Source organism: Mucilaginibacter humi (assembly GCF_013087555.1).
Genome location: NZ_JABFCR010000018.1, coordinates 24,514 through 38,001, shown reverse-complemented (window position 1 = coordinate 38,001; position 13,488 = coordinate 24,514). Strand labels below are relative to the sequence as shown.

Genomic DNA, 13,488 nt, shown 5'->3' with positions numbered 1-13,488 from the left:
CAAAAATATTCAAAATATTTTGTGTAGATAAAAATTATTAAAAATGTGATGCCGAATTCGCGCGAGATATATCTTTATTCTTTAGGCCGAACAATAAGAAACCGACAGCAACACAAATAGAGATAATGCCCCAGTAAAACAGGCTGATTTGTTTGATCTGGTACCACCTGCTATAAGGTTACCCAGGTTGCCAAATATGCTTAACAACCACAGCGACAAAAATATTCAAAATATTTTGTGTAGATAAAATTATTCAAAAAACCATTGGTGAAAGAGGTTAAGTACCAGCAATCACTGGTCGACCAGATGAACGCTAATTTAACATCAATAACTTTGGTGATACTGGCCTTCACCGGTATATTTGTGGTGGTATCGGTAGCGTTGATTAATAATACCATCAGGCTGGCTATATACTCGCAACGGTTTTTAATTAAATCAATGCAGTTGGTTGGCGCAACTAAAGGGTTTATCCGCAAACCGTTTTTATTGTATGGTATCTGGCATGGCCTTTTGGGCGGATTAATTGCTGTTATCATATTAGTAGGTACGCTGTACCGGCAAATCTTGAAATACCTGACCTGGTGATCCTGCAAAATAATGCCGAGTTTGGCGTGGTGTTTTTATTGGTAATTGGCCCGGGCATATTTATATCAGCCTTTAGTACCTACCTTGCAGTAAACAAATTTTTACGTTTAAAAATATACGATTTATACAGATAGGGCGGATATCGGGATTTCGATCTCTTAATTCACTCAATCACTAATTCACTCATTCAATAATTAAACTGATGGCAAAGACCTCACAAACTACAAAAGCAGCGGCAAGCAATACGCCTGTAAAATTTATATTTGATAAAAGTAACTACACTGGTTCATCATCAGCATAGCTGTTGTGGCGTTTGGTTTCTTTTTAATGTCGGGCACAACTGATATTTACAGCACCACTAAAATTGTTATTGCACCAATTGTTGTATTAGCAGGTTTCGGTATAGGCTTTTACGCTATCTTAAAAAAACCGGAAGCTAAGTAGATATAGTTAATGGTTGATAGTTAATGGTAACGTAACTTTTCAACCTTCCCCTTACAACAACCTACCCCACCTCATGAATATCATTCACGTAATTGTCCCGGCAATAATTGAAGGGCTTACCGAGTTTTTACCCGTATCATCAACCGGCCACCTGGTTGTTGCCAGTGCCATAATGGGTATAGGTAAAGACGAATTTGTAAAACTTTTCGAGATCGTTATCCAACTGGGCGCAATCCTGGCAGTAGTAGTATTATACTTTAAGCGTTTTTTCAGATCTATCGATTTTTATGTGAAGCTGGTTATCGGCGTAATACCAGCGGTGATCTTTGGCGTACTGTTAAAAAAGAAAATAGACATCCTTTTAGAAAGCCCATTGGTGGTAGCCTTTGCTTTTGTGATAGGCGGTGTTATCCTGTTGTTTGTCGACGAATGGTTTAACAAACCGAATATAGATGACGAAAAAGATATTACTTACCTTACATCGCTTAAAATAGGCTTCTTTCAATGCCTGGCTATGGTGCCGGGGGTGTCACGCTCGGGCGCTTCAATAGTTGGTGGCATGTCTCAAAAGCTAAGCCGTAAAGCAGCTGCCGAATTTTCATTCTTTTTAGCGGTACCTACTATGTTTGGCGCAACGCTGAAGGACCTTTACGACTTTTACAAACATGGCAACATGACCGCTGCCGACCTACAGCAGGATATTAAATTTTTATTGATAGGCAGTGCCGTAGCCTTTGTTGTGGCGCTACTGGCTATAAAATCATTCATTACATTTTTAGAGCAAAAGGGCTTTAAGCTATTTGGTATTTACCGCATCATAGCCGGTATAGTGATCATTATTTTGTACTATACGGGTAACGCATTGCACACTGTTTAAGACACTTAGCTAATAATAGAAAGCGATAGATTACCACATCCGTCGCTTTTTTTATGCGTATTTATGTGTATGTAACAAAGGTGTTAGGTGTACAATAAGGTGCAATTTAAAAATGGGCACAGCGTTTGTATAACATTATTCAACAAATCGAATTAAGGTAATGTGCCGATTTGATGTATTCAAAAAAGCATATTTTTCTCATATATATTGGTTTATAATTGGTTAGTAAGAGCTCCTGCCCATCAGGAGCTCTTCTTTTACCCCCTAACCCCCTGAAGGGGGATTGAATTCAAGTCTTTATTAATATCGATATGATTATTATGTCAGGCAAACTTTTTGCGCAACCATTTCCTAACCGGCTCATCATACCATTTCAATGCGGCATATGCTAAAACTATCGCCCCTGTTAGAATAAGTAATGCATAAGGCCATGCCTGTACTATTGTAACACCTTTATGATTGCTTATCCAGGCAACGTAAAAATAAACCAGCGGATAATGCACCATGTAAAGCGGGTAGGATAGATCACCCAGGAATTTGCAGATTTTGTTCTCGGTTTGAGTTTGTATAACGCCGCTGGCGCCCGGGTATACAATAAGCGGGAAAAGGATAATGATACAAACAGATTCATAGATCCCGTTCATCCAAAGGTGCCCGGCACCACCAATGCGTGGCATATAAAGCAGGATAGCTATTAAAAGCGTGCACCATAAAAAGGCGTTTTTAATTTGAGTTGGTTTTGCTATACGAGATAATAACAAACCGGCAAAGAAAGAGTATAGGGTGCGCGTCAGACCAAACCGTACCTGTGGTACATTCAACGTCCAACCGCCACTTACATCGCCGTTGGTGATTGCCAGTGTGCGAGTACTATCGAAGCGATGATTACTAAGATACTTAATGCCGTTTTGGAAAATTTCCTGATCCAGACAGCATACAGAATGTTGGCAACGTATTCAAAAAATAATGACCATCCCACGCTATTTAGCGGGTGCATCTCTTCCCACCCACGTATATCAAGCGATAAGGGTACCGGCAGGATAGTATAACCTATTAGCATCACCAGCAGCATCTTCCAAACCGGAATTGTATGAATAAGCGGCCATAGTGTAGAATCTGTAAAATAAAACCCGATAGCGCCCATGGTCATACCTAAAACCACCATGGGCTGAAGACGTTCGATACGGCGTTTGAAGAAACTGCCAGTCGTCATTTTATTCCAGCGGTCATCATACGCGTAGCCCATCACAAAGCCAGACAATAAAAAGAAAAAATCTACAGCCAGGTAACCGTGATTGACAAGTTTATCTAAATTTCCCGTAGCTAATGGCTCGCACAAGTGAAATGTCACAACGATGATGGCCGCGACACCGCGAAGGCCGTCTAATATGGGATAGTGTGGCTTAGTAACCAGCTCATTATTATTCATTCGTAAATAGGATATACAGGCTATAAATGAAAACCGGCGCAAATTATAAAAAAGAATGGGATGGTGCACCAATGCTTCCTCCGAAGCATTCATTGCTAACCCAGTGCTTCAATATTCTTCTTAATCCTGTTCCGCTCTCCTTTATTCTTTGCCAGCTTAAAAGCACGCTGCAAATGATGCAAAGCAATTTCTTTATCAATTCCGGTATATAAATATCCCAATAACGAATGATACAAATGATTATCCACCAGCTGCGTTAATTTCTTGGCTTCAACAATCGCTTTTTCCTTGCCATCGGCTTTAGCCAAAGCATAAGTACGGTTAAGCGCCGCCATTGGCGAATACTCTAAGATCAGCAACTTATTATAAAGCTGTAATATATTCTCCCATTTCTCTGTGCTATCTTCCTTTTTGGTATGCCAGTAGGCAATTGCTGCTTCCAAATGATAACGGCTAAGCTCCTCGCCGCGCGAAGAGCGGATAAGGTAATTGGTGCCTCTGGATATCAGCTCGTCGTTCCAGAGGCTGGTGTCCTGTTCATCATAAATAATCATTTCGCCGTTTTTATCTATCCGGGCATCAAACCGCGACGCATGGAAGCACATCAAAGCAAACAGCGCGTTAACAGCTGGCAGATCGGTAGTTTTGTTATTTACCAGCAGATGGTTTAGGCGCATAGCTTCCAGGCAAAGGTCGCGGCGTAAATTGATATTGCCGCTGCTGGAGTAATAACCTTCGTTAAATAACAGGTATAAAGTAAGCAGTACAGTTTCCAAACGCTTGTTTATCTCGTTAGCATTGGGGAACTCAATTTTTACCTGCTCCTCCCGCAATTTCTCCTTTGCCCTAAACAGCCGTTTGTTAATGGTTTCTTTGTTTGATAAGAAAGCATCAGCAATTTCCTCAATGCCAAAACCGCACAGTATACGTAGTGCCAGACCTATTTGCGCTTCGGTAGAAATGATGGGCTGGCAAATGGCAAACATCATTCGCAGCTGGCTGTCATTAATGTTTTCTTCGGATAGGTCAATCTCTAACTCACTGCTCTTAGCGTTTTCATACTGAACGGCCGGGCTAACCTTATTGGTAAAAATGGCATTATGTTTTAAATGGTCCTTAGCTTTGTTTTTGGCTACGGTGTACAGCCAGGCCGCGGGGTTATCGGGTAGCTTTTTGGCCCGGGTTTCGGTAGCCAGCAGAAAGGTGTCGCCGGCAATATCTTCGGCTATTTGTATATACTCAAACCCAAACAGGCGTGCCAATACAGCAACTATCTTGCGGTATTCGGTGCGATATAAATTGGGTAACAGCTGGTCGTTTCGCATAAACAGAACGCCCCCATATTAGCGGGGGCGTTTAGATATTAAATTATTGCATCGGTACAATCTGGCGTACTTCAACATTACCGCCGGTACTTAAAATGGGGCAGTTTTTTGACAGCTCGGCAGCTTCTTCAAGCGATGCCGCGCGGATGATAATAAAGCCACCTACAGCTTCCTTAACTTCAACATAAGGGCCGTTGGTAATTACGTTGCCCGGTTTTACAATTTTACCATCAATGGCTAAGCGCGCTCCGCTGTTAGCCAGTTTGTTTTGGGCGGCAAGGCCACCCATCCAATCCTGCCATGGTTTGGTAATTGCCTGCATTTGTTCAGGAGTAAGCTGGGCATCAAAGCCAGCATCGCGTCTAAAGATCAATAAGAAATCGTTCATTTTATTTGAGTTTAATGGTTAAAAAACTAATGACGATCCGTTTTTTAGATATTGGACAAGCCACCATATTTTTATATAAACTATAAAATGAAGGTAGAAAAAATTACCGCGACATCCCTGCGCCATTTGTTATGACGAAGCAGAAAAAATTAAATATTACCTTTGCGCCATATTAAAGCAAATAACTTGGACACCGCATTACCAACTAACAAAGAATTTAATTTTGCCACCGGCGAACTGCTGCTGGTTAATAAGCCCTATAAATGGACAAGCTTTGATGTGGTAGGCAAGCTGCGTAACTCTTTTAAGCCACTAAAGTTAAAAGTAGGCCATGCCGGAACACTTGATCCGTTAGCTACCGGGTTGCTCATTATCTGTACCGGTAAAATGACCAAGCAGATTGACACGTTCCAGGCCGAAGAAAAGGAATATACGGGTACCATGATACTGGGCGCCACCACGCCATCATACGATATGGAAACCGCGGTTGAAGAAACTTTTAGCACAAGTAACCTAAGCGATGAGGCCATACGTAATGCCTGCGAACAATTTACCGGTGATATACAACAGTACCCGCCCGCGCATTCGGCTATTAAAATTGATGGCGAGCGCCTTTATGAAAAAGCACGCCGCGGCGAAGAAGTGGAACTCAAATTACGCAATGTTACCATAACCAGCTTTGAAATTACACGCATAGCCTTGCCCGAGGTTGACTTTAGGGTGGTATGCAGCAAGGGTACTTATATCCGGTCGTTAGTTCATGATTTTGGCAAGGCGTTAAATAATGGAGCCTACCTGTCAAAACTAACCCGTACCCGCAGCGGCAATTTTAAACTGGAAGATGCGTGGGAGGTAATGGACCTGGTGACGGTAATCAAGGAGAAAAAATGAGTGATGAGTGGTTTTTGAATGAGTGAATATCCGCCAAATTCAAAATCCGAAACCTGAAATTCAAAAATGAAGACATACCATCATATTGATGATTTTAAGCCTGTTAAAAATGCCGTTGTAACTATCGGTACGTTTGATGGGGTACACCGGGGCACCGCAAAATCATATCGCGCATAAAAGAGCTGGCCTATGCAATAGGTGGAGAAACGGTTATCCTTACTTTTTCCCCCATCCGCGAATGATATTGCATCCGGAGGATGAAAGTATAAAGCTGATCAATACTATTAATGAAAAGGCAGCATTATTAGAGCAGTTGGGTGTTGACCATTTAATTATTACACCATTTTCAAGAGATTTCTCCAACCAAAGCGCCGAGGATTATATCCGCGATGTGCTGGTTAATAAAATAGGTACCAAAAAAATTGTGATAGGTTACGACCATCGTTTTGGTAAGGACCGTCGCGGTGGGTTAGCCGATTTGCTGCACCCGGCGCCAATTTATGGTTACGAGGTGATTGAGATACCCGAGCAGGATATTAATGATGTAGCGGTAAGCTCCACCCGTATCCGCGAAGCGCTGTTACAGGCCAATATCGAACTGGCTAACCAGTTTTTAGGTTACCCTTTCTTTATCACTGGAAAAGTTATCCGCGGCGACCAGATAGGCCGCCAGATTGGTTATCCCACAGCTAATATCCGTGGTTGAAGAAAAATATAAGCTTATCCCTGCCGATGGCATCTTCGCGGTAAAAGTACAGCAGGCAGATACCGAATATAAAGGCATGGCCTATATAGGCAGCCGCCCAACCATTAACGGCATGAACCGCAATATTGAAGTTAACCTGTTTAATTTTGATAAAGAGATTTACAACGAAACCATCCGCATGGAGTTTTTGCACTTTATCCGTGGCGACGTTAAGTTTAATGGATTAGACGAATTAAAAGCGCAAATAACGAAGGATAAGGAAGACGTACTTAGTTTGTTGGGTCGATAACAACAGCGGAGGTGTCATCCTGAGGCTCTCGAAGGATGAGCGTAAAGGCCTTTGCCCGCATGCTTCGAGAGCCTCAGCATGACAGCCTTTTTTATCTTGGATTAGTATTTGTAGTTTTACCGCAAACCATCTACCAATGGCTAAACTCAACATCGATAAAAGCGAAAGCGAATTCCTGAACAAAACCATCGCTCATTGGGAGAAAGAGGGTTTGGTTAGTAATGAAAAGGCTGATAGCCTGCGCAACTCGTACGAGGTAAAAGGGTTCGACTGGATGCGGCTGGCCAAGTATTCGTTTTGGATAGCGTTGATCTGTGGTGGGGTATCATTTACCTTCCTGATTGTAAATGATGCTGTGGTTAACTGGCTCAAACAATTATATTATACACCCGATATCATCATTAGTATCGCTTCGGCTGTTTTAGCGGCCCTCCTGTTTTTATGGGGCCGTCGAAGAGAACGTTTATATCCCGAAAGGGTCTTCAGTAATGAGGCGGTGATATTTACCGGAATATTGTTTACCGCCTGCTGCATAGCCTACCCGGGCAAAACACTGGATAGAGGGACGGGCCATTACTCGTTGCTCTTCCTGCTGTCGGTTTTTGTATATGGGTTTTTAGGTTGGCGGATGCAATCAAGGCTCATATGGATCTTTGCCCCGGTATCATTAGGCAGCTGGTTCGGTACCGAAACCGGTTTCCAAACCCATTGGACGGATTACTTTTTAGGGATGAACTACCCGCTACGCTTTGTAGCGTTTGGCGCACTATTAGTTGCGGCCTGCGCGGTATTGCGTAACCGTAAATGGTTTAGCTACTTTGCCGAGCATACTTACGTAATAGGGCTGCTTTACCTGTTTATGTCGCTGTGGTTGTTAAGCATATTTGGCAACCTGGGTAACCTTGACAGGTGGTACCAGATCAAACAAATCAGCCTGTTTTACTGGGGCATTATCTCTATTTGTGTTGCTGTCGGTTTCTTATTGTTCGGCCTAAAGAATAAAGATGATATCTCGCGCGAATTCGGCATCACATTTTTAATAATTTTTATCTACACAAAATATTTTGAATATTTTTGGGACAATACCAATAAGACGGTTTTCTTTGCTATCCCGGCAGCTTCGTTTTGGTTGATAGGCAGGAAGGCCGAGAAAATCTGGAACTTAAAAAGTAAAAACCCGGCTGTATAAAAACCTTGTTTGAGATTAATCAATGAAAAAAACTTTTTATTAGTTTTATTTTTTTGCTGATTGGCAACACGTATGCACAAAAACATAGTGTGGATTTTTATAAAGAAACCTATCGCAGGGGGTTTGTAACCCTTAAGAGCGACACGATTAAATATCAGAAAATATTTTTTAATGAGTTCCCCTCCAACTTTAAAGAACTTAAAAAGTTATATGGATGGACCGAGCAAACCACCTACGGACGTACCTTAACTTATGTACCACCTTATTATTTCACCCGGTTTTTCGAGATAGCGTGCGTAAGCCATAAGGCATTAACCAAAAAGATAATTGATGTATCTGTTAACGCTGTGTGGGATGCTGATGCTATTGCGCTTTTTCAACGGGCCGCCACCCAATATGCCATTACTTACAATAAAGAGTTTGTTAACGAGTTGCAAAATCGTAGCAAAGCTGACGCGATTTCTGTTTGGGCATTTTATTGCGATTACGAAAGCTCATATTACCGGAAGGAAGCTTACAATAAGCTGGTAAAAGCTACTGCACCTAATAATAAAAAAATGGTGGAGCTTATAACGGCAGGTTATAAAAAAGCCAGCGCCAGGCGTAAAAACCACTAATGTTTTATGGTGTTAACATACTTTGGCTTTATGGCTAAGTAAACTCTTTTACTACATGATAGCCTGCTAAGCTAAAAAATAAAATAGCTATAGCCGTATTAATTACCCCGGTGCTAAGCGCGAATTTGCTTTGAATATACTGTGCGAACCGGGCGTATAAAAACAAACATAAAAATGATCCGCCTGCCGATCCGATACTGAATATCACCAGTGCAAAGTTACCATCCGGGGATCCATTCGTGCGTTATCAGGTAAGTACCACATATCATCCAGAATGGTACCTGCATAGGGTTAATAAAACCTAACAGGATGCCGTATTTAATGCTGGCATGTTCGCTGTATTTGGTTTCGGATGGCTTGGTTCGGTTAAGCCACGTTATTGTGCCTAATACTAAAAACAAGGCAACCATCACCCAATCAATCACCACATCTAAATGCACTTGTGCCGACAGCCATTTAGCCCCATGCATAATTATGAAAGTAAAGATAAACTCAGCGCAGCTAAATGCTATGATAAATTGCATAGCGTGTTTAAAGCCGCGGTTTATAGTAATGCGTACAAGCGTAAGGTTGATGTTTCCGGGTGGGACGTAGCCGATAAAGTTAGCAATAAGACCCGGGAAGAAGGTTAGCACTATCATCGGGGGTAAATATATGCAGTTAGTGTTATTTTAATATTATTAAATTTGTGCCCGCACATGGACTTAACAGAAGAACAACAGGAACGCATTGACATCATCCATCATAAACTAAAGTTTATAGAGCAAAAGCCGACTGTGGCCTGCATCATAAATTTAGATCCGCTGCTATTGGCAGGCGATGATAAAGCCGAACTGGTAAGGATAGCCGGTGGCACAGCTATTGGCGGTACTGCCGAAACCATGCTGCAGCTTAACCCGGATATTATTATACTAATGCCCGGCGACAATAGCATTGCCCAAAGCATGAGCGACATTGATGAGCTGTTGCAACTACCCGGTTTCGCCGATTTGAAAGCCATAAAGAATAATCGTTTTTATATTGCAGATGCCGGCCAATATTTTAATAATGCTGAGACCGATAATTTTGTTGATTCGATAGAATTACTGGCCGAGATCATTTATCCCAAACAGTTCATTTTTGGACATGAGGGGCAGGGATGGATAAAGTTTAGTTTGTAATAATAATTTTTCCACAGCCATACTAACCGCAAAAATCCCACGTTTACTTTTCAGTATAAAAATGACCCGGCAATAAGAGCGTTCTGCTTTTAAAAAGAGTGCTCTTATTGCTAACCAAATTAAAACTTTACGTTAAAACCGGCATAGTAATTCCTTAATGCAGATGGGTTATAAAAACGGTTCCCTACAGCATCCGGGTCGGCACCCAAATTATATTGTTCGTTCAGCAAGTTATCAACTCCCGCATAAATTTCTAATCGCGATTTATTGCTTAATTGGTGCTGCCAGCCCGCTTTTGCCTGCACCAAATTATATTTAGGCGCATAAAAGGTATTGGCTTCATTTAAAGGGATGCGGGCGGTTGCATTATATTGCGTGTACAGATATAATGATTCAGGGAATTTTACCTGTAAGCTGGCTACGCTTACATTACGTGGTACACCGGTTAGTTCATTGCCTGCGTAGCCCGTAGTGGCATCACGATAATCACCAAAAGTAAATTTGCTTATTGTTAACGCTTCGCTTATTTGTAAGCCACGGATAAAGCCGTTATTGGTTGGTTTAATAATCCAATCGGTAAAATAAAGCTCAATACCCGGCTGTTTAATATCACCCGAATTGGTGTAATATTCTGTAGACGAGGCAGTCAACCGGCGCACAATAGCATTGTTTAAGTGGAAATAAAACGCTGATACATCCAGCAACATTGTTTCATCGCTATTGCGCAGGCGGAAACCTGTTTCGTAATTCCAGCCGTACTGGGCACCTAAACTGGTGTTGATGATATTGTTTGATGGACGGATCTCGGCTGACGTTGGTGTCGAATAGCCGCGGCTTGCCGATGCTCTCCAAACAAAGTTATTTGTAATGCTATAAGATAGCGCCAAACGCGGCATTACCTGAGGCGAAAATGTTTGTTTGGTAAATGCTGTCTGGTTGCGCGGGTAAATATTCTTAAAATCGTAGCCGTAAAAATTTAAACTTGCCGCGGCTTCTACATGCAGGCGGTCATACAAAGTCTCTTCATAGCGCGCGAAAAAGAAATGCTGGCCGGTGTTTACTTTATCTAAACTTTGGGCGGTGTCGCGCACGCCGGCGCGGTTGCCATAATCGTTATTGTCAGCATTGGTTTGCGACCATTCCATGCCTACGTTGGCTTTCCATTTAAAGTCTTTTTTAGCTGAACCGGTAAACTCAAAGTAGGTACGCATACCATAAGTACGCTCGTAACGCTGCTCGTAATTGGTAATAAACGGATTGGTGAAATTTACATAAGCGCCATACGCTGCAAACACATTACGGATGTTAGGAGTGATTTGCCACTGGTTAACAGCACCGCCATAGGTCATTTTATTTTCTATACCCGCATTTTGCACCAATGCGCCGGGTACTACCGGCGTTGACGGACGTGCAGCTCTTGGATCTATCGCCAATTGCGCCAGCGTCAGCCCACCCGGTGTTTCATATTTAAGGTCCGAATAAAAACCTAATATCTTCAGTGAGTTAACGCCGCCATAAGTTATCTTATCACTTGCCTGGAAGTAATGGCGAGACATATCACTGTGTACGCGGTAACCATGATAGGTTTGATAAGCCTGGCTAAAATTAAACTGGTTGTTGTTGCTCACCTGTTGCAGGCCCACGTTCTCGTGCACCAATCTGTACGACCCACCTGTAAAACCGGCGGTAACAAAGCTGGTGTTATCATAACGGTTAACCGGGTTAACTAAAACTACCCCACCCGAATTTGCGCCAAATAAACTGCCATCGGGCCCCTTTAATACCTCGATACCCTGTACACTGTTAAAGTCGATAACGTTTAAATAGGTATTGCCCCCGCATCGGTTAACGGCAGCTCATCATAATAAATTTTAACATCGCGTATGCCAAACGGCGACCGTAATAAACTCCCCCTTACAGACAGGCGATAACTACCCGGCGACCTTTCTTCCATCCGCACACCCGGAACAGTATTTATTGCGGATACCAACGAATTGTCAGGTTGTAGCTTCAATTGTGCCGGTGATATTACACTCACCGAAGCAGGCACACTTAACATGGGCTGATCTGAAAGATACCCCTTTACAACTATCGTATTCAAGCTGGTGGTGTCGGCTTTTGCGTTATTAGATTTTTTTTGCGCGCTGGCAATACCGCCGGCTGCCAAAACAAACAGGATAGTAGAATAAATTTTACGCACGGGTATAAACATATTAGGTTGAACAAAAATAGCCCTTTAGTTTAGTAAAGAGCTATTTCGGTTTGTAAGATATTAGATACTTTGGCTACCGTACGCTAACGCGCCAAATAGTGTTTGCAGCATCATCAGCCACTAATAAAGAGCCATCTTTTGCTACCGCGATGCCAACAGGGCGGCCATGTACTTCGTAAGTTGCGGGATTAGCAATAAAGCCGGTTAAAAAATCCTGCATCGGCCCGGAAGGGTGGCCGTTGGCAAATGGTACAAAGGTTACTTTATACCCTGAAAGGGCCGATCTGTTCCACGATCCATGCTGCCCGATGAATGCGCCGTCCACATATTTAGGCGGAAAGCCTGAACCGGTGTAAAATGCTAAACCTAATGATGCGGTATGCGCCCCTAATTCAAAATCGGGTACTATGGCTTTACGCACCAGGTCAGGCCGCTGCGGTTTAACGCGGTCATCAACATGCTGCCCAAAATAAGAGTAAGGCCAGCCATAGAAGCCGCCCGGTCTAACGCTGGTCAGGTAATCGGGTACCGGGTTGTCTCCTAATTCATCGCGCTCATTTACAGCTGCCCATAATGTGCGGGTGCGGGGTTCAAAATCTATCCCGGCCGGATTGCGCAGGCCACTGCCGTAAATACGCTCGCCGGTACCGTCGGGGTTTATTTCTAAAATACCGGCGCGACGCACTTCATTGGCAGGGCCTTTTTCCATTACGTTAGTTCCGGATCCAACGGCTATGTATATTTTAGTTCCGGCCGCATTTGCGCGCAGGTTGCGGGTCCAATGATTATTGTAACCGCCCGCTGGCAGGCGCATTATCATTTTTCCGGGACCAGTGATATGGGTTTGTCCCGGCTTATATGCAAATCGCCATAAGCCATCGGTATTGGCTACGTAAAACCAGTTGCCTAATATCAACATCCCGAAGGGCTGGTTCAGCCCGCTTAAAAAAACAGAAACCTGATCCGGTATCCCATCACCATTTTTATCCCTTAATAAAGTTATGCGGTTAGCGCTTTTATTTAGATTTTGTGATTTGGAAGCCCCCACAATATCTGCCCCTAATTTTTTCAGCCATTTTAACTCGGTATTGGCTTCTGATACAAATACATCTCCATTTTTAGCCACATACATATTACGCGGGTTATTTAACCTATTGGCAAACATGGTTACTTTAAACCCGGGCGGCGCTATAGGTTTTTGGCCGCGCTGCCAGCCAATTACTTTACAATATTGGGTGGTTGATTTTGTTGTGTTAGGAGGTGGTAGCCTGTGCCGCTGCTGTGCATTTACTGCAAGCGATACCCCGGCAAGGAATGTTAATATTAATTTGATCTTCATGTCGATAGCGTTTTAAAAGCAACCTTATTGGTTTGTG

19 protein-coding genes are annotated in these 13,488 nt (G+C 42.8%); 10 read left to right on the top strand and 9 right to left on the bottom strand.

Features of this window, described 5'->3' with window-relative positions; all coding sequences use genetic code 11:
* Positions 1-267: 267 nt before the first annotated feature.
* The 4 genes from HK413_RS05460 to HK413_RS05445 all read left to right on the top strand — a co-directional run bounded on the left by HK413_RS05460 (position 268) and on the right by HK413_RS05445 (position 1,906).
* Positions 268-585, top strand: a complete 318-nt coding sequence (locus HK413_RS05460) for a cell division protein FtsX (RefSeq protein WP_175269425.1) — start codon at positions 268-270, stop codon at positions 583-585.
* Complete coding sequence (locus tag HK413_RS20825) at positions 582-719, top strand: hypothetical protein (RefSeq protein ID WP_175269424.1); 138 nt, start codon at positions 582-584, stop codon at positions 717-719. The genes HK413_RS05460 and HK413_RS20825 overlap by 4 nt, the downstream gene beginning before the upstream one ends.
* 172 nt (positions 720-891) lie before the next feature.
* A complete protein-coding gene (locus HK413_RS20820) occupies positions 892-1,029 on the top strand; it encodes a DUF3098 domain-containing protein (RefSeq protein ID WP_317169317.1) in 138 nt (45 codons plus the stop codon).
* A 73-nt stretch (positions 1,030-1,102) separates the two neighbouring features.
* Positions 1,103-1,906 (top strand): undecaprenyl-diphosphate phosphatase, encoded by an 804-nt coding sequence (locus tag HK413_RS05445; protein WP_175269423.1) that lies wholly within the window; start codon positions 1,103-1,105, stop codon positions 1,904-1,906.
* A 323-nt stretch (positions 1,907-2,229) separates the two neighbouring features.
* Here HK413_RS05445 and HK413_RS20815 read toward each other — a convergent pair whose 3' ends face one another.
* The 4 genes from HK413_RS20815 to HK413_RS05430 form a co-directional block, all read right to left on the bottom strand.
* Positions 2,230-2,667, bottom strand: coding sequence for an acyltransferase family protein (locus HK413_RS20815; protein WP_394353136.1), 438 nt, complete (start codon positions 2,665-2,667; stop codon positions 2,230-2,232).
* A gap of 74 nt (positions 2,668-2,741) precedes the next feature.
* Positions 2,742-3,428, bottom strand: a complete 687-nt coding sequence (locus tag HK413_RS20810; RefSeq protein WP_317169315.1) for an acyltransferase family protein — start codon at positions 3,426-3,428, stop codon at positions 2,742-2,744.
* Positions 3,429-3,430: 2 nt separating this feature from the next.
* Positions 3,431-4,660, bottom strand: coding sequence for an RNA polymerase sigma factor (locus tag HK413_RS05435; protein WP_175269422.1), 1,230 nt, complete (start codon positions 4,658-4,660; stop codon positions 3,431-3,433).
* Positions 4,661-4,703: 43 nt separating this feature from the next.
* Positions 4,704-5,048, bottom strand: coding sequence for a YciI family protein (locus HK413_RS05430; protein ID WP_175269421.1), 345 nt, complete (start codon positions 5,046-5,048; stop codon positions 4,704-4,706).
* A 186-nt stretch (positions 5,049-5,234) separates the two neighbouring features.
* Here HK413_RS05430 and truB point away from each other — a divergent pair, with 186 nt between their 5' ends.
* From truB to HK413_RS05410, 5 genes are all read left to right on the top strand, one after another.
* Positions 5,235-5,939: a tRNA pseudouridine(55) synthase TruB gene (gene truB, locus HK413_RS05425; protein WP_175269420.1), complete on the top strand. Its 705-nt coding sequence runs from the start codon at positions 5,235-5,237 to the stop codon at positions 5,937-5,939.
* Positions 5,940-6,177: 238 nt separating this feature from the next.
* Positions 6,178-6,645, top strand: coding sequence for a riboflavin kinase (locus tag HK413_RS20805; protein WP_317169314.1), 468 nt, complete (start codon positions 6,178-6,180; stop codon positions 6,643-6,645).
* Complete coding sequence (locus HK413_RS20800; RefSeq protein WP_317169313.1) at positions 6,638-6,934, top strand: riboflavin kinase; 297 nt, start codon at positions 6,638-6,640, stop codon at positions 6,932-6,934. The genes HK413_RS20805 and HK413_RS20800 overlap by 8 nt, the downstream gene beginning before the upstream one ends.
* A gap of 136 nt (positions 6,935-7,070) precedes the next feature.
* Positions 7,071-8,123 carry a DUF2157 domain-containing protein gene (locus HK413_RS05415; RefSeq protein WP_175269419.1) on the top strand — a complete coding sequence of 351 codons (1,053 nt, stop codon included), beginning with the start codon at positions 7,071-7,073 and terminating at the stop codon, positions 8,121-8,123.
* Positions 8,124-8,212: 89 nt separating this feature from the next.
* Positions 8,213-8,740, top strand: coding sequence for a hypothetical protein (locus HK413_RS05410; RefSeq protein ID WP_217452092.1), 528 nt, complete (start codon positions 8,213-8,215; stop codon positions 8,738-8,740).
* Positions 8,741-8,774: 34 nt separating this feature from the next.
* On the opposite strand, the gene HK413_RS16855 is transcribed toward HK413_RS05410, so the two are convergent.
* Positions 8,775-8,948: a hypothetical protein gene (locus tag HK413_RS16855; RefSeq protein ID WP_246229843.1), complete on the bottom strand. Its 174-nt coding sequence runs from the start codon at positions 8,946-8,948 to the stop codon at positions 8,775-8,777.
* A gap of 10 nt (positions 8,949-8,958) precedes the next feature.
* Entirely contained in the window at positions 8,959-9,381 is a 423-nt protein-coding gene (locus HK413_RS05405) for a LysE family transporter (protein WP_246229841.1), read from the bottom strand.
* 57 nt (positions 9,382-9,438) lie between these two features.
* On the opposite strand from HK413_RS05405, the gene HK413_RS05400 reads away from it, so the two are divergent.
* Positions 9,439-9,900, top strand: coding sequence for an ABC transporter substrate-binding protein (locus tag HK413_RS05400; RefSeq protein WP_175269417.1), 462 nt, complete (start codon positions 9,439-9,441; stop codon positions 9,898-9,900).
* A gap of 119 nt (positions 9,901-10,019) precedes the next feature.
* Here HK413_RS05400 and HK413_RS05395 read toward each other — a convergent pair whose 3' ends face one another.
* The 3 genes from HK413_RS05395 to HK413_RS05385 all read right to left on the bottom strand — a co-directional run bounded on the left by HK413_RS05395 (position 10,020) and on the right by HK413_RS05385 (position 13,451).
* A complete protein-coding gene (locus HK413_RS05395) occupies positions 10,020-11,555 on the bottom strand; it encodes a TonB-dependent receptor (RefSeq protein WP_175269416.1) in 1,536 nt (511 codons plus the stop codon).
* A gap of 164 nt (positions 11,556-11,719) precedes the next feature.
* Entirely contained in the window at positions 11,720-12,112 is a 393-nt protein-coding gene (locus tag HK413_RS05390) for a TonB-dependent receptor plug domain-containing protein (protein WP_175269415.1), read from the bottom strand.
* Between the two features lie 73 nt (positions 12,113-12,185).
* A complete protein-coding gene (locus HK413_RS05385) occupies positions 12,186-13,451 on the bottom strand; it encodes a PQQ-dependent sugar dehydrogenase (protein WP_175269414.1) in 1,266 nt (421 codons plus the stop codon).
* Positions 13,452-13,488 lie beyond the last annotated feature (37 nt).

What these genes read in the sequence shown, in the direction of transcription:
- HK413_RS05445 (WP_175269423.1), top strand. Translation starts at nt 1,103, where the DNA reads ATGAATATCATTCACGTAATTGTCCCGGCAATAATTGAAGGGCTTACC.
- HK413_RS20810 (WP_317169315.1), bottom strand. Translation starts at nt 3,428, where the DNA reads ATGAATGCTTCGGAGGAAGCATTGGTGCACCATCCCATTCTTTTTTAT.
- HK413_RS05435 (WP_175269422.1), bottom strand. Translation starts at nt 4,660, where the DNA reads ATGCGAAACGACCAGCTGTTACCCAATTTATATCGCACCGAATACCGC.
- HK413_RS05430 (WP_175269421.1), bottom strand. Translation starts at nt 5,048, where the DNA reads ATGAACGATTTCTTATTGATCTTTAGACGCGATGCTGGCTTTGATGCC.
- HK413_RS20805 (WP_317169314.1), top strand. Translation starts at nt 6,178, where the DNA reads ATGATATTGCATCCGGAGGATGAAAGTATAAAGCTGATCAATACTATT.
- HK413_RS05415 (WP_175269419.1), top strand. Translation starts at nt 7,071, where the DNA reads ATGGCTAAACTCAACATCGATAAAAGCGAAAGCGAATTCCTGAACAAA.
- HK413_RS05405 (WP_246229841.1), bottom strand. Translation starts at nt 9,381, where the DNA reads ATGATAGTGCTAACCTTCTTCCCGGGTCTTATTGCTAACTTTATCGGC.
- HK413_RS05400 (WP_175269417.1), top strand. Translation starts at nt 9,439, where the DNA reads ATGGACTTAACAGAAGAACAACAGGAACGCATTGACATCATCCATCAT.
- HK413_RS05390 (WP_175269415.1), bottom strand. Translation starts at nt 12,112, where the DNA reads ATGTTTATACCCGTGCGTAAAATTTATTCTACTATCCTGTTTGTTTTG.
- HK413_RS05385 (WP_175269414.1), bottom strand. Translation starts at nt 13,451, where the DNA reads ATGAAGATCAAATTAATATTAACATTCCTTGCCGGGGTATCGCTTGCA.